Below are 20,030 nucleotides of genomic sequence, written 5' to 3'. Positions count from 1 at the left end.
TTCCCGGCCCGAGCAGGACACCGCCGTTCAGGGGGCGACGGGCGAGTAGGCGCTGGCGTCGCCCTTGCGGACCACGCTGGTGTCACCGTTGACGCCGATCGGAATGTCGCCCGCCAGGGTGATGCGGTGGAGAAGCCGGGGCTGGTCGTCGTAGTCCGCGACGGCGTAGTGCTGGGTGGCCCGGTTGTCCCAGATGGCGATGTCGCCGTCGCGCCAGTCCCACCGCACCGTGTTCTCCAGGCGGGTGATGTGCCGCTGCAGCAGCGAGAACAGGTCGTGGAAGTCGGCGCTGCTCAGGCCCGTGAACGACCTGACGAAGTGGCCGAGCAGCAGGGACGGCTCGCCGGTCTCCGGGTGGACGCGGACGACGGGGTGCTCGGTCTCGAACTCGCTGCTCCGGAACTGCTCGCGGTACTCCCGCTCCCTGACGTCGATCCCGCCGATCTGCGGGCGCTGCGCCGCGTAGTCGTACAGGTTCGAGTGCACCGCGCGCAGCCGGTCCGCCAGCGCCCGCAGGCCGGGGTGCAGCTGCCGGTACGCCTCCACCGTGTTGGCCCACACCGTGGTCCCGCCGTAGGGCGGCAGCGTGATGGCGCGCAGCACACTGATCGCCGGGATCCGGTCGACGAAGGTCACGTCCGTGTGCCAGCTGTTGGCCTTGCCCTGCTCGGAGTCGATCGGGAGCACGGCCTCACCGTCATCGGCCACCGTCGGGTGCGGCCTGGTGGCGGTGCCGAGCAGCCTGGTGAACGCGTGCTGGTCGGCGTCGGTGGCGTGCCCCTGGTCCCGCAGGAAGACCACGCGGTGGCGCAGCAGCGCGGCACGCAGCTCGGCGACCGCCGCCGCGTCGGCGTCGCCGCCCACCCGGATGCCGCCGACGACCGCGCCGATCACGCCGCCGACACGCGTGACGTCGATGTGCCGGTAGCCGGTGTGCCGGTGGAAGTCGTCGGCGACGACGGGCGTCCCGTGGTCATGGAGCTGGGTCATTCCCTGACACCTTTCGATGGGTGATGCGCGAAGGGTCCGCATCACAGCGTGTGCCGGGAAAAAGGGTAATGTCAACTATTCCTACAGGTTTACTGGGGAATTTTCCGCGTACCGGCCCCGACCCGTCACCACCGCTACGGCGAGCTGGGCTCGTACTCCAGGCCCAGCATCCCGCACAGGTCGCCGAGACACTCCTCGAAGAAGGGCTCCAGGCTGGGGGAGAACTCCAGCTGATTGAGAACCTCCATGCACAGCAGGCCGTACAGCCTGATCCAGCACGACAGGAAGACGTGCGCGGCCTCGGGAGGCAGCGCGTCACCCATCGCGGCCGAGTAGACACGCAGCTGTTCGCGCAGCCCGGGAGCTAGATCCTCCAGGGCGACGACGGGGAAGGGCCGGATCCGCCAGATCTCGGCGATCTGTCCGAAGAACACCCGCTCGAAGCCCTGTTTGGCCCGGTAGCGGGCCGATTCGGTGATCGGCTCGCGCGTTTTGGAGGTCGGGCTGGCGAACATCCACCCGAACTCGGCCGGGTGGGTGGTCGCCCACGACCGCATCGCGCGGCAGGTGGCCAGGAGCCGGCCCGCAGGATCGCCCTCGCCGTGGGAGTCGCTCGCGGCCCGCATCACCTCGGTCAGCTCGACGAAGAAGTCCACCGTCACGGCTTCGACCAGCTCGTCGTGGCTGGGATAGTAGCGGTACAGGGCCGGTCCGCTCATCCCCATCTCCCTGGCGACGGCGTTGACGGTCACCGCCGAGGAGCCGTCCGCGACCAGCAACCGGCGGGCGACCGAGCGAATCTCCCGCAGCGTGCTCTGCCGCACTCGCTCCCGGCGCGTTGTCGCCTGAACAGCCATCGGCTTCCAGCCCCCTTCGACCTCGTTGACATGATAGACCATGTATGTTTAATTACCTCTAATAGTAAAAGTTACATGCTCTAACGAAGCGGACTCGCCTAACGCCGCAAAGGATGCCGACCGATGAACGACCGGACAGCACCGGGGCAGCGCACCTCGCGCAATCCCCTCGCCAATGTGTTCGCCAGGTTCCACGCCACCGCCGTCGTCACCGAGACCACGATGGTCACGCCCACGACACGGCAGATCCGCATGGTGGCCGACGAGCCCATCACCCCGCCCTACTCCCCCGGCCAGCACGTCCGGATCCAGATCAACGACCCCCTGTCGCTGCACGGCCTGCTGCGCCCCGCCGAGACACTGCGGACGTACTCGATCTGGAACCTGTCCGCCCCCGAGCGGGCCATCGAGCTGCGCGTCCACCTCTACGGTGACGGTGACGGCATCGGCCTGTCGTGGGCGCGCACGGTACGGAACGGTGACCCGGTGACGTTCTGGGGCCCACAGGGCGACTTCGTCCTGAAGCCTGCACCGTACTCCGTGTTCATCGGCGATGAGACCGCCACCTGCGCGTTCGGGCCGATGATCAGGGCGCTCGGCCCGGAGGCGCGGGTCTTCGGCGTGCTGGAGAGCGAGAGCCCCGCGGACGAGCAGGAACTCCCCGGCCCGCACCGGCTGCGCCGGGTGCATCGCGAGGGAGCGTCCGCCGTCGCCTCGCGGACCCTGCTGCGCGCGGTGGCCGAGCTCGAACTTCCCGCCCACCACGGCCTCGCCTACCTGGCCGGCGAGGCCAGAACGTGTCAGCTGGTCCGCGACCACCTCCTGCGCGAACGCGGCTGGCCGAAGACCGCGATCAGGACCAAGCCGTTCTGGACACCGGGCAAGCGCGGTCTTCACTGAGCCCGGAACCGCGGGCCGCGTTCCTTCTCGACTTCGCCTGTTCGCCTGTTCGCCTGTTCGCCTGTTCGCCTGTTCGCCTGTTCGCCTGGTTGAGTATCCTCGGCTCCGCCATCTCCGGGCACCTCCCGCACCGGTACCGCACCGGTACCGCACCCGGCATCCGGGCCTTCCCCGTGAGGACACAAGGTGGCCCGCCCGCCGAAAACCGTTCGCCTCCTCCGGCCACCCTGCGTCAACATGGCCATAGCCGTGGGTGTCCGGAGAGGGGGATTGCCGTGCCGGGGTTATCTGACTCCTCCGATGACAAACCGTCCACCCGGAAGTCGGCCGTCCTGCTGGCGCTGCGCTACTACAACGGGGAGCTGCTGCACCAGTGGCGGGTCGCCGTGCCCGCGCTGTTCCTGCCCGCGCTGGGAAACATCTGCCTGTTCTATCTGGCGCCGCTGGCGGTGGGCGGGCTCCTGGGGCGGCTGGCCGAGGGCGGAGACGGCGGCGTCGCCGTCCTCATGCCGTACGTGCTCGGCTTCGGCGCGATACTGCTCGCGGGCGAGGTCCTGTGGCGGGTGGCCCTGCACTTCCTGTACCGCACGGAGGCCCGGGGCATCGAGCGGCTCGGTGTGAAGGGCATGGACGAGCTGCTGTCCAAGGACGCCGCGTTCTTCCACGACAACTTCGCCGGATCGCTGACCAAACGGGTGCTGAGCTTCTCCAACGGGTTCGAGAGCTTCGTGGACACCCTCACGTTCTCGATCATCGCCAAGGTGGTGCCGCTGGCGTTCGCCTCGGTGGTGCTGTGGCGATACCACCCGCTGCTGGTCCTCGTCCTGCTGGGCCTCATCGCCGTCACCGGTTTCCTCGTCGTCCCGCTCATCCGCCGCCGCCAGAGGCTGGTGGACCTGCGCGAGGCCGCCAAGGTGCGGGTGTCCGGGCACGTCGCCGACGTGATGGCCAACATGGAGACGGTCCGCGCGTTCGCCGCCGAGGACCGCGAGGCCGCGAAGCACCGGGGCCGGGTCGCCGAGCAACGCGCGCTGACGCTCCGTTCCTGGGACTACGGCAACCTCCGGGTGGACACCGTCATCGCACCGCTGTCGATCCTCACCAGCACCGTCGGCCTGCTGCTCGCCGTCGCCCTGCGCGGCGGCCTGGGGGTGGAGGCGATCGTGGTGACGTTCAGCTACTACACGACCTCGATCGGCGTCATGTTCGAGTTCAACCAGATCTACCGCCGTATGGAGAGCGTGCTCACCGAGTCCGCCCAGTTCACCGAGCTTCTCCTCACGCCGCCCGGAGTGGTCGACCCGGACAGCCCGCAACCGCTGCGCCCCGCCGACGCCGGTGTCCGGTTCGAGCGGGTGACGTTCGCGCACGCCGGTAATCCGCCCCTGTTCGACGGCCTGGACCTGCACATCCCCACCGGCACCAAGATCGGCCTGGTCGGCCGGTCCGGCGGCGGCAAGACCACCCTCACCCGGCTGCTGCTCCGTCTCACGGACATCGACGGCGGACGGATCCTGATCGGCGGCCAGGACATCGCCCTGCTCCGCCAGGCCGACCTGCGCAGCCTGATCGCCTACGTCCCCCAGGAGCCCGCCCTGTTCCACAGGTCGTTGCGCGACAACATCGCCTTCGCCAGGCCGGGCGCCACCGACGCCGAGATCCACCAGGTCGCGCGGGCGGCGCACGTCACGGAGTTCGCCGAGACCCTGCCGGACGGCTTCGACACGCTGGTCGGGGAGCGCGGCGTCAAACTCTCCGGTGGCCAGCGGCAGCGCGTCGCCCTCGCCCGCGCCATCCTGCGCGACGCGCCGATCCTGCTGCTGGACGAGGCCACGAGCGCTCTGGACTCCGAGAGCGAGACCCTCGTCCAGGAGGCCCTGTGGAACCTGATGCGTGACCGCACCGCCCTCGTGGTCGCGCACCGGCTGAGCACCGTCGTCCGCATGGACCGCCTGGTCGTCCTCGACCAGGGCCGCATCGTGGAACAGGGCGATCACCACGAGCTCCTCCAGACCCAGGGGCCGTACGCCCGCCTGTGGCACCACCAGTCCGGCGGCTTCCTGCTCGACGAGGAGACCCCGGACGCCGTTCACCGCTGACACCGGTCCATGCCACGGTGACGACGCTCATCCGGCCCGCGGTGAACCCGGCGAGAACGTCCACGGGCAGCGGACCCGGCACCGTCGCCCGTACCGCACGGACCGCCTGCGCCGGGGGCGTACCGCACCGCGTCCACCCGGAAGCCCCGGAAGCCCCGGAAGCCCCGGAACACCCGCCAAGCAGCCGCTTCCACCCCTCGCGTGAAAGTTTCACCGATGTGGCACCGTCCTCCCAGATCACCAGGGCGAACCGATCGCGGTGTTTGAGGTTCCGCGGCCCGCGTGCCTACGGTGCTGACATCCGCCCAGTGATCCGGTCAAGGAGTCCATCATGCGCGCCCGCGTCATCCCGGCCCTGATTCTGGCTCTGCTCGCGCTGATCGTCACCGCTCCCGAGGCCCGCGCCCAGGTGGTGGGCGGCTTCGACTTCTCCCGGGCGCAGGTCTCCGTCACGGGCCTCCAGGTTCCCTGGGGCCTGGCGTTCCTGCCGGACGGCAGCGCGCTGGTGTCCGAACGCAACACCGGGCGCATCATGCGGGTGCGGCCGGGCCAGACACCCACGGCGGTCGCCACCGTCAGCGGGGTGAGCGCCTCGGGTGAGAGCGGCCTGCTCGGCATCGCCGTGTCGCCCACCTACGCCCAGGACGGCTGGGTGTACGCGTACTTCACCAGCACCGCCGGGGACAACCGCCTGGTCAGGCTGCAGCTGACCGCGCCCCAGACGCAGACGGTGGTCTTCTCCGGGGTGCCGAGCAACACCTTCCACGACGGCGGGCGCATCGCCTTCGGGCCGGACGGCATGCTCTACGTGGCGACCGGCGACGCCGGCAACACCGCCAACGCGCAGAACGTGAACAGCCTCGCCGGGAAGATCCTGCGCATGACGCCCACCGGCGGCGTACCCGCGGACAATCCGATCGCGGGCTCCCGCGTCTGGACCTACGGCCACCGCAACGTCCAGGGTCTGACCTGGGACTCCCAGGGCAGGATGTACGCCGCCGAACTTGGGCAGAACACCCGGGACGAGGTCAACCAGATCGTCGCGGGCTCCAACTACGGCTGGCCGACGTGCGAGGGCACCTGCACCAACCCCTCCTTCCGCAACCCGATCGTCACGTGGACGACCGCCGAGGCGTCGCCGAGCGGGCTGGCCTGGGCCAACAACACGCTCTTCGTCGCCGCGCTGCGCGGCCAGCGGCTCTGGGCGGTGCCGCTGACCGGCGCCGGTACGCCCGGCACCCCGGTGGCCGAGTTCCAGTCCGCCTACGGGCGGCTCCGCACGGTCGCGGTCGGACCCGACGGCTGGCTCTGGGTGGCGACCAGCAACCGGGACGGCCGAGGCACCCCGGTGGCGCAGGACGACCGCATCGTCCGCGTCCCTCCGGCCACCACCGGGGGCGACACCACCCCGCCGTCCGCGCCGGCCGGTCTCGCCGCGTCGGGGACGACCTCCACCGGAACCACCCTGGCCTGGACCGCCTCCACCGACGACGTGGGCGTGAGCGGCTACGACGTGCTGCGCGCGCCGGGCGCGTCCGGCGGCGCCTTCACACAGGCGGGAACCTCGGCCACCACCTCGTTCGCGGAAACCGGGCTCACCGCGAACACCACGTACCGCTACCAGGTCCGGGCCCGCGACGCGGCGGGCAACCTCTCGCCGGTGTCGAACACGGCGACGGTCACCACTCCCCCGGGCGGCGGGGGCACCGGCGGCTGCTCGGTGACGGCGGCCGTCCAGTCGCAGTGGGGGACCGGGTACGTGATCCAGCCGGTCACGGTCACCAACACCGGCACGTCCGCGACCAACGGCTGGACGGTGACCCTCACGCTGCCGGGTGGCCACACCGTCACCGGCTCGTGGAACGCCGCGCTGACCGTGAGCGGGCAGACCGTCACGGCGAGGAGCACCGGGCACAACGGCGCGCTCGGTTCCGGCCAGAGCACCACCTTCGGCTTCCAGGCGAGCCGCCCGAACGGCAACACCCAGACGCCGTCCGGCTACCAGTGCACGACCCCCTGAGCCCGCCCGCACCCGGCGGAACCGGGCGGCTAGCGGCGCGGGTCCCGGGCACGTGTTCCGTGGCCGGTCCAGGCGAGGTCGTCGACCGCCAGCCACGGCTCCCCGGCCACGGTCACCGGGGTCACCCCGGTGAACGCCACCACGTCCCGATGCAGGTGGGACTGGTCGGCGTAGCCGTTCTCCACCGCGACCCGGGCCGCGCCCTCACCCGCGACCAGGCGGTGGGCGGCGTGGTCGAAGCGGACCAGCTTCGCGGCGCGCTTGGGCGGCATGCCGATCTGCGACCGGAACCGCGACCACAGGCGCTTACGGCTCCATCCGACCTCGTCCGCCAGCCCGTCGATCCGGACCAGGCCACGGCTGACGACGATCCGCTCCCAGGCCCAGGCGACCTCGGGGTCCACGAACGCCCCCGCCTCGCACCGGCGTAAGAGCAGGGCGTCCGTCAACGCGAAGCGATCCTCCCACGACGGGACATCGCCCAGCCGCTCACGGATCCGCGACGCCTCCCGGCCCCACAGATCGTCGAGGGCCACCACGGCACCGTCCAGGTCGGCCGGGGAGACGCCCAGGACCGCGTGCGCGACCACCGGGGACAGGCGCACCTGCACGCATTCGACGTTCTCACCCCGCACCCAGACCGCGCCTCCGGCCCCGAACCCGAGCCCGGCGACGAGGCTTCCCCGCTGCCGCCGCCCCGCGTCGTCGTCCACGACGGGCGTACCGGCGCCGAACTCAAGGGCCAGCGTCACGGCCGGGTGCGGGACCATCCGGTGGCCGACCGCGGCCATGTCACGGGAACTGGCACGGAACCCGGCCATGCTCACACCGGCCACCCGGCTGGGCCGCTCAGGACGCGCGACGTCCCACACAGCCGCATTGTCACGTTCGTGCACGGTGGACCGCACCATCACATGCTACGCGAACGGGCCGAACGGAACATTTGTCCAAGCCACCGGGGTTCGCGGACGGCGACAGTGGGCTCATGACCACTCCCCCAGGGCTCGGCACCGTCGCCGGTCCGACGACATTGATCCGCGGCCCCCTCACCGGCGGGCCGACGTGAACCGCCGCCGCCTGATCTCCGCGGCCGTCCTGCTCGCCACCGCCGGACTCCTCGCCGCGAACACGGTGACGGTCGCGTGGCAGAGCGCGGAGGCCACCGGGGACTCGACCCTGCCCCTCGACGGCGGGAACATCCACCTTCGCCAGGACGGCCCCGGCGACGCCCCGGCACTCGTGCTGATCCACGGGTTCGCCGGATCGGCCCGCTGGTGGGATCCGCTGGTTCCGGCGCTGGCCAGGTCCCATCGCGTCATCCGGATCGACCTGCTCGGGCACGGCCGTTCGGCCAAACCGGCCGGCCCCGGCTACGGGATCCCGGAGCAGGGACGCCGGGTCGGCGCGGCGCTGGACCGGCTCGGCGTGAAGCACGCCGTGGTGGTCGGCCACTCCACCGGCGGCTCGGTCGCCACCGCCCTCACCGAGCAACGACCCGATCTGGTGACCGCGCTCGCGCTCGTCAGCACCGGCCCCAGCCTGGACGCCTTCACCGGGCAGGGGCCCGCCGACCTGCTCATGCCCGTCCCCGTCGTCGGGCAACTGCTGTGGCGGCTCCGGACCGACGGCCTGCTCCGCCAGGCCATGAGCACCGGGTTCAGCCGCCACGGCTACGAGATCCCGCGACAGCTGGTGGACGACGCGCGCGGCATGACCTACCACGCGTTCACCGCGACATCGCGGGCGGCCGAAGACTACCTGAGGCAGCGCGCGCTTCCCGACCGGCTGGCGGTCCTCGGCAAGCCGCTACTGGTGATCTTCGGTAGGGAGGACCGGAGATGGCGCCCCTCGTCCGCCGCCGGGTACCTAACCGTTCCGGGCGCGAAAGTCGAGTCGCTGCCCGGCGTCGGACACTCACCCATGCTCGAAGATCCGCCCCTGACCGCCGCGCACCTCCTGGCCTTCATCTCGATCCACGGCGGGCGGGCGGGCTGAACCGGACGACGCCCGCGTCGCCTTCGCGCCCACCCGCGTCAGGGGGCGGGACCGAAGCCGGGCCTGTTCCCCGTGACGAACCGTTCGACGGACAGCGGCGCCCGATGGCCGATCCGCTCGATGTTGTCGTTCGTCCTGTTCGGCCGTGGCGAGCGGCCGGCCGATGTGGGCGACGGTGTCGTGCTCCGTGACGCTGTCCGCGAAGACCGAGCATGGCCTCTGGCCGATCGGCTCCACTACGCCCCGGCGGCGACTCGACCGGTTCGGTCCGCTGCCCGCGTTCACCGGTGCGGGATGGCAGTCCGCCGGGCGGCAGGATAAAGTCATGATCTTCTGGGGGTCCGGCGCTGGAGGGGGTCCGGTGGGGAGACTGAGCAGACGCGGGTTGCTGACCGCCTCGGGTGCGGGCGTGGTAGCCGGCGCGGCGGCGACGGCGGGCGCCTTTCTGCTGGGTGAGCCGGAGCCGTCGACGAGCGCGGCGGCACCGGCACCGAAACTGGAACCGGCCGTGGCCTTCCATGGGCCGCACCAGGCGGGCATCGCGACGCCCGTACAGGACCGCCTCCACTTCGCGGCCTTCGACGTGACCGTGGGCACGCGCGAGGAGCTGATCTCCCTCCTGGTCTCCTGGACCAGGGCCGCCGAGTCGATGACGGCGGGCCGGGTCAGCGCCGACGACGACTCCGGCGAGGCCCTTGACCTGGCCGTCTCCCGCCTGACGCTGACCGTCGGATTCGGGCCCACCCTGTTCGAGCGCGTAGGGGAGGACCGCTTCGGCCTGGCCTCCTCGCGGCCTCCCGCGCTGGCCGACCTGCCCCCCTTCCCCGGGGAGAAGCTCGACCCGGCGCGCGGTGGCGGCGACATCGCCGTCCAGGCGTGCGCCGACGACCCGCAGGTCGCGGTGCACGCCATCCGCACGCTGGCCCGCATCGGGCTGGGCAGGGTGAGCGTACGGTGGTCGCAGCTCGGGTACGGCAAGACCTCCTCGACCACGCCCACCCAACTCACCCCGCGCAACCTCATGGGCTTCAAGGACGGCACCGACAACATCCCGCACGACGACCACGCCGCGCTCGACCAGCACGTCTGGGTGGGTGCCGCCGACGGGCCGGAGTGGATGACGGGCGGCAGCTACCTGGTCGCGCGGCGGATCCGCATGCACCTGGAGTCGTGGGACCAGCTCTCCCGGCAGGACCAGGAGGCCACGATCGGCCGTACGAAGACCGAGGGCGCCCCGCTCGGCGGCAGGGGCGAGCGCGACCGCTTCGACCCGGCCGCGCTCCCCGCCGACTCCCATGTGAGCCTGGCCCACCCCTCCGCCAACGGCGGCGTACGGCTGATGCGGCGCGGCTACTCCTTCGTGGACGGCAGTGACACCCAGGGACGCCTCGACGCGGGCCTGTTCTTTCTCGCCTACCAGCGCGACCCGCGCCGCCAGTACGTGCCCGTGCAGCGCAGGCTGGCCGCCGACGACCGGCTCTCGACCTACATCCGGCACGTGGGGTCGGGGCTGTGGGCCTGTCCCCCCGGCGTGTCCCCCGGCGGGCACTGGGGCGACACGCTGCTGGGCTGAGACCTAGAGCTCGTCCGGCCGGACCCAGCCGCCGGGCACCAGCCGGGCGAGCTGTTCGCGCAGCAGGTCGCGCAGCGGACCCTCGGGCCGCTCGCCATAGAGCCGGAGCAGCCTGCCCGGCCGCTCCAGGATCTCCTCGGGGTCGTCCTGACGGCCGGTGTACTCGGCGACCAGCTCCGGCAGGCGGGCGGCGACGTGCTCGTCCAGTCCGAGCCGGACCGCCGAGCACAGCTCGTACTCCCAGGCCACCAGATAGCGCCAGAGCTTGTCCTCGCCCTCGAAGAAGGCGCGCTCCAGCCGGGAGAAGGCGCCGAGCACCGCGCCGTGGTCGCCGTCGCGGTAGGCGAGCACGATGAGGTGGAACAGCGCCCACTGATGCCCGCGCCGCAGCAGCTCCGCCCGCTCGAAGGCGGCCCGCGCCTCGGCGCGGGCACCCAGCAGGTAGAGCGTGTAGCCCCGCGCGTAGTGGGCGTCGGCCGAGCCGGGAGCCTCCTTCAGCAGCCGCTCGCTCTCGTGCAGCAACCGCCCGAACGTCTCCGGGACGTCCGGGCCGTCCTCCGCCGCCTCGATCAGCTCGGCGATCGAGGCGGGTTCACCGGCCGGGCCGGTGGCCGGAGTGTCAGCGGGCACCGCTCACCATCCTCCGGAGTGGCCGGTGGATCTGCCGTTGGCCATCCAGCGTTTGGCGGTGGCGCGCAGCTCCCTCTCGACCTCAGGCAGCATACCCGGGTGCTCCCTGATGAAGCGTTCGAGGTCCCTGGCGGCGGCCTTGAAGCCCTCGCCGTGCCGCCCGCTCTCGAAGCCGGTGTCGCCACGGTACCTGTCGCGGATCTCGCGCTTGACGGAGTTGGCCCACTCCGACGGGGACAGCCAGCCGCAGGGGTACTTGGGGCGCGGGCTGTTGTGGACGAGGACGTCGGTCCCGCCCTGGACCACGTGGTAGGTGTTCGGGCCCTCCACGCTGAGGTTGTGGACACGCTGGCTGTCGCGGTGCTCTGTCTCCACCGCCGACACCTGGACGAGGGTGCCCACCGAGGTACGCAGCCACATGCCCGGCCGCAGCGCGGAGGCGGGCAGCCAGGTCCTCAGCGCGGGCACCCAGAACGGGTGGTTGTCGGTGGCGACCAGCACCCCGCCCGCGACGCCCACCTTGACCAGGTCCTTGGCGCCCTGGCTGGTCATGGTGGCCACGACCGGCTGTGAGCTCGTCAGCCCGGTGGCGGGATCGGTCGCCAGGACCCGGTCTCCGACGGCCACCTCCTCGATCGCCTTGGCGCCGCCGCCTTCCATCCGCACCTTGGTGCCCGGCACGAAGCTGCTGGTCAGGCGGCAGGTCTTGCCGACGCTTTCCACCGCCTCATCGCCGTACCTGCCGAAGCGGGCGAACTTGGTGCCGCCGAAGGTGATCGAGCCCAGGGCGCCTTCCAGGCAGCCCTTGCCGAAGCCCCGGGCGTAGTCGCCGAAGGAGTGCTTTCGGCCGAGCAGCGCACCGGCGACGGTGTTGACCAGGCCGTTGCCGACGCACGCGCCCGCGGCGGCGACCACCTGCGGCGGGATCGTGCCGTCGGGGTCGGTGTAGTCGACCGGGTTGCCCAGCGCGTACTCGTAGAGGTTGTAGCCGCCGCCGAAGCCGATGGTGTCCTCGGAGACGAAACGGCGCAGCGACGGGGAGTACAGGCGGGATCTGTTGTCCTGCAGCCCGCCGGGGATCGGCGGGCCGGAGACCCGGCCGGTCCAGCGCACGGTGTTGGGGTCGCCGGCCGTGGAGGACGTGGTGGCGCCGAACAGGTCGTAGCCGTAGGTGGTGGTGATCTGGCCCGAGCCGTTGGTCAGGGCCAGGGTGGAACCGAGCGCGTCGGGGAGCAGTCCCTGGACCTGGCCGTCGCCGCCGATCCTGGCGAGGGCCTCGTCCTGGCCGAAGCCGTTGAGGAAGGAGACCTCCGCCCCGCCGGGCCCGCTCTGGCCGATGAGGGCGTCACCGTCGAAGCGGAAACGGGTGGTGTCGGAGCCCGTGGTGCTGCCGACCCTGCGCCCTGCCGGGTCGTAGCCCAGGGTCGTGGTGACGCTGCCGTCCGACACCGACACGAGTTCGCCGCGGGCGTTCCAGCTGTAGGTGAAGACTCCGTCGGTGGTCAGGTTGCCTGCCGGGTCGTAGCCCAGGGTCCTGCCGCCGTTGCCGGTCATCCGGTTGGCGTCGTCGTAGGTGAGGCCGGTCGCGGGCGTGGGGAGCTGGGCGCGTACGAGGGCGCCGTGCATCCGGGTCCGGCGCCCTGTCCTGTCGTACTCGTAGGCCACGTCGCCGACGTCGGCGGTGCCCCGCTTGTAGCCGATCGAGGTCAGCAGGCCCGAGGTGTCGTAGCCGTAGGCGGCCGTGATCCCGCCGGGCAGTGACTTGGAGGTCATCCTCGCGTCGTCGTCGTAGCCGTACACGGTGCTGACCGCGCCTCGGGTGACCGATTTGAGCAGGCCGTTGGGGAAGTAGTCGTAGCCGACCGCGGGCTGGCCCGAGGCGGTCATGGACTTCAGGCGCCCGGCCGCGTCGTAGCTGTAGCCGACGGTCCCCGCCGAGCTGGTCTCGGAGATCAGGTGGTCGAGGTCGTCGTAGCCGTAGGTGATCTTCCCGGCGCCGGCGGTGCTGTCGTTCAGCTCGCGGATGCGGCCCCTGTCGTCGTACAGGGCACTCTGCGTCGACTCGAAGCTCTGGCCGTTCTTGCCGAAGCCGGTGAAGGTCGCGCGGCCGAGCTCGTCGTAGCGGTACTCGGTGATCTTGCCGCGCCGGTCGGTGACCGTGGACAGGCGGTTCATGCCGTCGTAGGCGAAGGTGTCCTTCGCACCGAGCGGGTCGGTGCGTTCGAGCAGCCTGTCGGCGGTGTCGTAGCGGTAGGAGGTGATCTTTCCGCGGGCGTCCTCGACCGAGGTGATGTTGCCGTTCTCGTCGTACTCGAAGGCCGTCTCGTCGCCGCCCGCGTCGGTGACCGACCTGAGCATGTCGGCCGCGTCGTAGACCCGCTTGGTCAGGGTCCCGTCAGGGGCGATCGTCTCGATCACGCGGTTGGCCGCGTCCCGGACGAAGCGGGTCTTGCGTCCCTCCGGGTCGGTCACCGTGCTCAGGGCGCCGTCGACGTAGTCGTAGGTGGTGACGCGCCCCTGCGGGGTGGTCTGGGTGCGCGGGCGGCCCTGGGCGTCGTAGCTGGTCCTCCAGGTACGGCCGTTCGCGTCGGTGATCTTCTCCGGGTTGCCGTGCGCGTCGTACTCGAAGCGGGTGACGGCTCCCGTGGGGTCGGTCAGCGTGTCCGGCCTGCCGTACGGAGTGCCCTGGTAGGTGGCCCGGCCGGTCACGGTGGCCGACCCCGCCGCGCCCTTGAGCTCCAGGGGGTTGCCCGCGGGGTCGTAGGTCATCGTCGTGGTACGGCCGAGGCCGTCGTCGATCGTCCTGGGCAGGTCGCTGTCCGGGTCGCGGGTGATCCTGACGGTGTGCTCGCGGCCGGTGCCCGCCGCCTGGGTGTCGGTGGCCAGGTAACCGAGGTCGTCGTAGGTGGTCTTGCGTACGGCGCCGTCCGGCTCGGTGACCTGGGTGGCGACGACCCGCGAGCCGTTGAGGGTGTAGGCGAAGGTGTAAGTGCCCTGACCGAGGACCGTCTGGGTGGCGACCCTGCCGTTGGCGTCGTAGACATTGGTCAGGTAGATGTGGCCGCGGGCGTCGGTGATGGCGTTCATCCGGCCCGCGGTGTCGTAGCCGTAGGTGGTGGCCTGGCCGGTCGGGCCGGTCACGGTCCTGAGCCGGTCGCCCTCGTAGCCGTACGTCACCGAACGGCCCGCGTTGTCCTCCACCTTGGTGACCCGGTCGGCGGCGTCGTACGAGTAGCTGAGCCCGAACCCGTTCGGCGAGCGGACCTCCGTGATCGGCCCGAGGTAGCTGCCGAAGCTGTTCTTGTACTTGCGCAGGATCTTGACGGTGTTGCCCTGCGTGTCACGGATCTCCTGCAACGGCGCCTCGTCGCCGAAGACGTAGGTCATGCCGTTGCGCAGTTTGAGGTGCCAGAAGCCCCTGTTGCACTCGCCCACATAGCGGAAGCCCGACCCGGTGAACTCCGGCGAGGTGTCGCGTGCCTCGAAGACGGCGTCGCAGAACCCGGTGCCCGGCGAGGTCCGCACGTAGTGCACCTGGGACCCGTCGGGGAAGTTGAGGTCGGCCTCCTCGTACTGCTTACGCGACGACAGGTACATGTTGTACAGGTCGTTGCTCCCGATGCCCATGGAGCGCTTGCGGGTGTCGCCCGGGTTGTAGCCGCGGTTGACGGTCAGCGGCATGACATCGTCCACCATGAGGTCGGTCTGGCTCAGGGTGAACAGCCCGCTGCCGAGGTCGACGGGGTCGCCCGCGGAGTTCATGAACTTCAGCAGCCACTTCGCCAGCGGCTCCTCGTTGCCCGGCACGTTGATCATCGCGCCGTCGAAGTCGGAGATGGCCGTGCCCGCGTCGGGGACGACGTGCCGGGCGGCCTGGTCGACCTTGCCCGCGCCGAAGATCTCCCAGCCCTCGCCGCTCTTGTCGTAGTGCCAGAAGTTGACCCGCTGCCCCGCCGGGAGCTTCAGGTAGTTCGGGTAGACGATCCGGGCGGTCCCGCCCACCAGACGGCCTCCCGCGGGCTGGACCGTGTAGTAGACGGGTACGCGCACGCCGTCCGGCATGGGGATGGGCGTGCGGTCCACCGGGATCGGGGTGACGCCGACCCGCCGTACGGGCTTGCCGTCGGCGTCCTCGATCGTCACGCCCGCCGGGATGCGCACCTCCAGGCCGGGCACGCCCGGGTTGGAGAGCACGACCTCCTCGGTGGTCGGCGAGGGAATGTCGATCTCGTAGTCGGTGTCCAGGGCGGGCAGGTACGGCGTGTAGAACAACTCGTTGACGCCCGCCTTGAGCGGCACCTGCACGTCGAACACGCCGTACGTGAGCTTACCCGTCGAGGCGCTACGGCCGTCGATCCGCAGGCGGCGCACGCCTTGGCGCAGGTCGGTGAGGCGGAAGGCGCCCTTGGCGTCCGTACGGGCCTCGCGGCCGTCGGCGCGCAGCGTGACGCCGGGCAGCGGCAGCCCCGTGGTGGTCCTCACGACCCCGGTGAGGCTCGCCTCCTTGGGCCTCTTCGCGGTGAACGTCGCCATCGGCGCGCCACGCTCGGCTTCGTCGGGTGGTGTCCCCCGGTCCGTCTTGGCGGTGAACGTCGCCACGGACGCGCCGCGCCCGGCTTCGTCGGGTGATGTCCCCCGGTCCGTCTTCGTGGGTTTCGCGGCCTGCTTGGCGGGTTTCGCGGCCTGCTTGGCGGTACGCGCGACGGTGGCCGCGGACGCGACGCGAATGGTGGCCGCCCCCGTCTCGGCGTCCTTGGGACTGATCTTGAGGGTGTGGGTGCCGGTGACCGTCAGGGTGGCGGTGCGGTTGCCGTTCTTGGACAGGCACGCGGACCACAGGCGCGCACCGGTGGGCGGCCACAGCTCCGTGGTGAGGCAGCTCGCGTACGTCTCGTCCACCATGGTGATCTTGACGCTCTGCCCGGCGGTGGCGGTGAAGGTGACCGCCGAGTCCTGTCCGGCCTTGGTCGTGGTGACGACGACGTCCGGCCCGCCGACGGTCGCCGTCTTCTGCACGTCGGCGGGTACGTTCAGCACCTGCAGCGTCGGCGTGCCCGTCCAGGCGTCCTTGGGGTTGACCGTGAACCGATAGACACCATCGGCAGGCAGAACGACCGTGTCGAAGTAGTCGGTCGCCTGATAAAGACAGGTGTTCTTGACCAGCTCGGTGCCGTCCGGCTTGAGCAGCCGCACATCCAACGCGCAGGAAGGCGCACCCGCCGGGACAGTCAATTTGGTGAAGACCCGCTGCCCCGCCGTACCGGTGAACGTCACCGCCCCGTTCTGACCCGGCTTCACGATCGCCACCGACGCCGCGGCCGCGTCCGGCGAGGTCGCCACCACCGCATCGGCGGGCACACTCACCACCTGCAACGTCGGCGTACCCGTCCAGGCGTCCCTGGGGTTGATCGTGAACCGATAAACACCATCGGCAGGCAGAACGACCGTGTCGAAGTAGTCGTTCGCCTGGTAAACGCAGGAGCTCCCCTCCAGCTCGGTGCCGTCCGGCTTGAGCAGCCGCACGTCCAGAGCGCAGGAGGGCGCACCCGCCGGGACGGTCAGCTTGGTGAAGACCCGCTGCCCCGCCGTACCGGTGAACGTCACCGCCCCGTTCTGACCCGGCTTCACGATCGCCACCGACGCCGCGGCCGCGTCCGGCGAGGTCGCCACCACCACATCGGCGGGCACACTCACCACCTGCAACGTCGGCGTACCCGTCCAGGCGTCCTTGGGATCAACCGTGAACCGGTACACACCGCCGACAGGCAGAACGACCGTGTCGAAGTAGTCGGTCGCCTGATAAAGGCAGGCGTTCTTGACCAACTCGGTGCCGTCCGGCTTGAGCAGCCGCACATCCAACGCGCAGGAAGGCGCACCCGCCGGAACAGTCAGCTTGGTGAAAACCCGCTGCCCCGCCACACCGGTGAACGTCACCGCCCCGTTCTGACCCGGCTTCACAATCGCCACCGACGCCGCGGCCGCGTCCAGCGAGGTCGCCACCGACACATCGGCGGGCACGCTCAGCACCGTCGCCTTGTACGTGCCGGTGATCAGGCCCTTGGGATTGACGACCACACGGTACGTGCCGGTTGCCGGCAGTGTGACGGTGTCGAGGAAGGAGTCGGCCGTGTACACGCACGTGTCCTTCGCCAGATCGGTGCCGTCGGGGGCGCGCACACTGGCGACCACGTCGCAGGCCTTCGTACCGGCTGGCATGCCGAGCTTGGTGAAGACCCGCTGCCCGGCCGTTCCGGTGAAGGTGAAGACGGCCTGCTGGCCGGGGAGGCTCGTGGTGAGGGACCCCTGCGCCCCGTCCAGGGCGAGCGCGGCCGTGGTGTCGTTGCCGGTGGAGGTCAGAATGTCCACCTTGCCGGTCTGGGCGTCCTTCGGGTCGAGCAGCACGGCGTAGGTTCCGGCCTCCGAGCCTTCCGGCAACTCCCATTCCCACGTGGTCGTGCACATGTTCTGGCTGTGCAGTGTGGTCCCGTCGGGGCCGTACACGGTGAGGGGAAGGCAGTCGGAGAAGGTCCTGCCGGACATGTAGAGCATGGCGCGATGACCGGCCTCCACCTCGAACAGCGCCATCGCGATCTGCTCCGCCGCGCCGACCTGGACCGCGGTGAGGGTGTTCTGGGCCAGCCGCACCGCGCCACCGGTACCGATGTTGGCGGCCAGGTAGGGTGCGGGCGGGACGACCACGTCACCGGCGGAGACCGCGCTACCGCCGGGGTTGACGACCTTCAGGTGCCCGAACGCGGGACCCCGTGGAAGCCTGACTTTCAGGTCGCCCGTGGTGGCATGCGTCACCGGGATCTTCGATCCGTTGAGCGAGGCGACGTTGCGGGTCTTCTCCTCGTCGAAACCGCTGCCGGACACGGCCAGCTCGGCTCCCGCGTCGCCGACCGTGATGCCGGTCAGGGAGACATCGGGCTTGGGCCGGGCTCCGGTGACCTTGAAGCCCTTCCAGACGGCGGACTTGCCGCCGACGGTCACGGTGACGTCGCCCGAGGCGGCCCCACCGGGAACCGTCACGGTGACGGTGTGGTCGGTGACGGCGCTGGGAGCAGCGGTGGTACCGCCGAAGGAGACCGACACCGCGGACTTGTCCGTGCCGAACGCGGTGCCGTAGATCTTCACGCCGGTGCCCGGAACGGCGTAGGGCGGGGAGACCTGGGCCACCGCCAGCGTGCCGGCGGGCAGGTCGCGGACCTCCGTGATGTTGCCCGCGGAATCATGACTGATCTTCGAACCGCCGCCCGGCTGGGCGAACATGCCGGTCACCCGGCCGTTGGCGTCGTGCGCGTACGTCACGTCGGCGGCCTGCGCGAGCGCCTGCCGCTTGGTGACCGGTTTCTCCTCGGCCTGTGTCCGCGTCGTGGCGGCGACCGGAACCGCGCCCGAGGTGGTGACCCGCGGTGGTGCGGCGGGTGAGGGAGGTGCCAGACCGGCCACCAAGGCAGCAACGACTAAACCTACGACCACCCGCATGAGAACGCCCCCGTCTCAAAAATGATCAATCTGCGCAAACCATAAGGATCATTACAGAGGCTCGTCAATGATCTCGAACCAACTTGTGTGAACATCTGAACCCGCCGCCGAAGCCGGGACCGGGAGGATCCCGTCCATCGGCGGGCACATCCCGGTGCCGTCCGCCAGGCACCCCGGACCCCTGGCGGCTCCGACGCCGACGCGGTGCACGCGACGCCCTGTCAGGCCCGGTCCCGGCGGCCACCACCGTGGCGGCGTCGACCGGCTCCCCGCACGGACACCCACCGCGACCTGCGGAAACACCGAGTGCATGTAATTCGACGGACCCCGCCGAGGGGACGTGATCCGGGTCGCCGAACGGACGGCCTCGGGTGACGCGTCACGCCATCATGCCGATCCCGACGGCAGGCGCCGGGGGTCATCACCACGTTGGCGGGACTCGGCGAGGACCGGACGCCCCGCGAACTCCGCCACAGTTTCGTATCCATCCTGAGCGCACACGACATGCCGGTGGAGGACATCAGCGATACGGTCCACCGTCACGAGATCAGGCCATGTCATGAAGAGGGTTACAAAGAGGCAGAACCGGTCCGCGTGGATTTGAACCTGCGCCCCCTTCGGGGTATCTGAGGACGTCCGGACGGAGAGCCTTCCACCTCGGAACCGGTTCGAAGGCGTTGGCTCAACAGCGTTCGAGCAGCTATGAACGCCCCTCGGTGACGTGCGAGTTGTTCGGCGTCGTATGCGACGTACGGCCCAACGTTGGTCTCCGCGCAGCGGTGCTCACTCATGACCGAGGTCAACCAACCCTCAGTCGGCAGCGCCGTTCTCGTAGTGCTCGTGCTCCTGGTGTGCGGTGGTGAACCGGCCGACGAAGCCGACGGTCGAGTGTTCCGGTCTGCCCGGCCGGAAGTATCCGTTGTCGACAGCCCACTCGTAGACCGGAACATCGAGCGGGTACTCGGTGAGCATTCCTGTCAGCCGACAGGCGCTGATCCACTCCTCCGCCCGGTCCCGGGAACTGAAGATCGCAGAAGGCCAGCGCCCGCCCTCACCCACGAACGCCCACACCGACCGCGGTTCGTCGTCCATCACCCAAGACCTTCCAGCCATACGACATCCGGACGCACCCGTACCAGGCGAACATCGAAGCCGAACGACCTACCTTCAGCCCGGCTCCGACAAATCTCGTCGGCCACCCGAAATCCCCGTCAGCCGGTATGCGATTTTCCGCTGACGCATACGGCTTTTTCACTGACGCATACGGCACCCATCGGATCGGCTGCCGCTGCCGCCGACGAATCCGGCGGATCCGGACCTCACCGCGTTCCGAAGCTACGCCTCACGGGCCGCCTCCCCCGTTGATCGGCCCTTCTCGCCGCCAGGCTATCCAGCAGCACGTCACAGGGTCGAGTCCAAGGGACCGGGGAGGTGGCGGATGGTTGACATGGTCAATCCGGAGCCGGGCCGGGGGCTCG

Annotated in this window: 11 protein-coding genes; 5 read left to right on the top strand and 6 right to left on the bottom strand. The window is 70.4% G+C overall.

What is annotated here, in order from left to right; genetic code table 11:
• Positions 1 to 27 precede the first annotated feature (27 nt).
• Both ACW9TB_RS32930 and ACW9TB_RS32925 read right to left on the bottom strand, forming a co-directional pair.
• Complete coding sequence (locus ACW9TB_RS32930) at positions 28 to 990, bottom strand: TauD/TfdA dioxygenase family protein (protein WP_472752006.1); 963 nt, start codon at positions 988 to 990, stop codon at positions 28 to 30.
• A 134-nt stretch (positions 991 to 1,124) separates the two neighbouring features.
• Positions 1,125 to 1,814 carry a TetR/AcrR family transcriptional regulator gene (locus ACW9TB_RS32925; protein ID WP_472752005.1) on the bottom strand — a complete coding sequence of 230 codons (690 nt, stop codon included), beginning with the start codon at positions 1,812 to 1,814 and terminating at the stop codon, positions 1,125 to 1,127.
• 156 nt (positions 1,815 to 1,970) lie between these two features.
• Here ACW9TB_RS32925 and ACW9TB_RS32920 point away from each other — a divergent pair, with 156 nt between their 5' ends.
• The 3 genes from ACW9TB_RS32920 to ACW9TB_RS32910 all read left to right on the top strand — a co-directional run bounded on the left by ACW9TB_RS32920 (position 1,971) and on the right by ACW9TB_RS32910 (position 6,866).
• Positions 1,971 to 2,747, top strand: a complete 777-nt coding sequence (locus ACW9TB_RS32920; protein WP_472752004.1) for a siderophore-interacting protein — start codon at positions 1,971 to 1,973, stop codon at positions 2,745 to 2,747.
• 275 nt (positions 2,748 to 3,022) lie between these two features.
• The gene (locus ACW9TB_RS32915; protein ID WP_472752003.1) at positions 3,023 to 4,846 is read left to right on the top strand and encodes an ABC transporter ATP-binding protein; all 1,824 of its coding nucleotides are present in this window, start codon (positions 3,023 to 3,025) and stop codon (positions 4,844 to 4,846) included.
• Positions 4,847 to 5,177: 331 nt separating this feature from the next.
• A complete protein-coding gene (locus ACW9TB_RS32910) occupies positions 5,178 to 6,866 on the top strand; it encodes a PQQ-dependent sugar dehydrogenase (protein ID WP_472752002.1) in 1,689 nt (562 codons plus the stop codon).
• Positions 6,867 to 6,895: 29 nt separating this feature from the next.
• On the opposite strand, the gene ACW9TB_RS32905 is transcribed toward ACW9TB_RS32910, so the two are convergent.
• A complete protein-coding gene (locus ACW9TB_RS32905) occupies positions 6,896 to 7,738 on the bottom strand; it encodes a helix-turn-helix domain-containing protein (RefSeq protein ID WP_472752001.1) in 843 nt (280 codons plus the stop codon).
• Positions 7,739 to 7,928: 190 nt separating this feature from the next.
• On the opposite strand from ACW9TB_RS32905, the gene ACW9TB_RS32900 reads away from it, so the two are divergent.
• Both ACW9TB_RS32900 and efeB read left to right on the top strand, forming a co-directional pair.
• Positions 7,929 to 8,861, top strand: a complete 933-nt coding sequence (locus ACW9TB_RS32900) for an alpha/beta fold hydrolase (protein WP_472752000.1) — start codon at positions 7,929 to 7,931, stop codon at positions 8,859 to 8,861.
• A gap of 325 nt (positions 8,862 to 9,186) precedes the next feature.
• On the top strand, positions 9,187 to 10,434 hold the full coding sequence (gene efeB, locus ACW9TB_RS32895) for an iron uptake transporter deferrochelatase/peroxidase subunit (protein ID WP_472751999.1): 1,248 nt from the start codon (positions 9,187 to 9,189) through the stop codon (positions 10,432 to 10,434).
• 3 nt (positions 10,435 to 10,437) lie between these two features.
• On the opposite strand, the gene ACW9TB_RS32890 is transcribed toward efeB, so the two are convergent.
• The 3 genes from ACW9TB_RS32890 to ACW9TB_RS32880 form a co-directional block, all read right to left on the bottom strand.
• On the bottom strand, positions 10,438 to 11,064 hold the full coding sequence (locus ACW9TB_RS32890; protein ID WP_472751998.1) for a hypothetical protein: 627 nt from the start codon (positions 11,062 to 11,064) through the stop codon (positions 10,438 to 10,440).
• Positions 11,065 to 11,067: 3 nt separating this feature from the next.
• Positions 11,068 to 18,516: an RHS repeat-associated core domain-containing protein gene (locus tag ACW9TB_RS32885; RefSeq protein ID WP_472751997.1), complete on the bottom strand. Its 7,449-nt coding sequence runs from the start codon at positions 18,514 to 18,516 to the stop codon at positions 11,068 to 11,070.
• 846 nt (positions 18,517 to 19,362) lie between these two features.
• Positions 19,363 to 19,644 (bottom strand): DUF7710 domain-containing protein, encoded by a 282-nt coding sequence (locus ACW9TB_RS32880; protein WP_472751996.1) that lies wholly within the window; start codon positions 19,642 to 19,644, stop codon positions 19,363 to 19,365.
• Positions 19,645 to 20,030: the final 386 nt, after the last annotated feature.

It is taken from the genome of Streptosporangium sp. H13245, assembly GCF_055690525.1.
Note: the sequence above shows the minus strand (reverse complement) of the source record. Positions and strands in the feature narration are given on the sequence as shown.

Bases quoted from the DNA above. Each gene is read 5' to 3' on its own strand.
- ACW9TB_RS32920 (WP_472752004.1), top strand. From the start codon at position 1,971: ATGAACGACCGGACAGCACCGGGGCAGCGCACCTCGCGCAATCCCCTC.
- ACW9TB_RS32910 (WP_472752002.1), top strand. From the start codon at position 5,178: ATGCGCGCCCGCGTCATCCCGGCCCTGATTCTGGCTCTGCTCGCGCTG.
- ACW9TB_RS32930 (WP_472752006.1), bottom strand. From the start codon at position 990: ATGACCCAGCTCCATGACCACGGGACGCCCGTCGTCGCCGACGACTTC.
- efeB (WP_472751999.1), top strand. From the start codon at position 9,187: ATGATCTTCTGGGGGTCCGGCGCTGGAGGGGGTCCGGTGGGGAGACTG.
- ACW9TB_RS32880 (WP_472751996.1), bottom strand. From the start codon at position 19,644: ATGGACGACGAACCGCGGTCGGTGTGGGCGTTCGTGGGTGAGGGCGGG.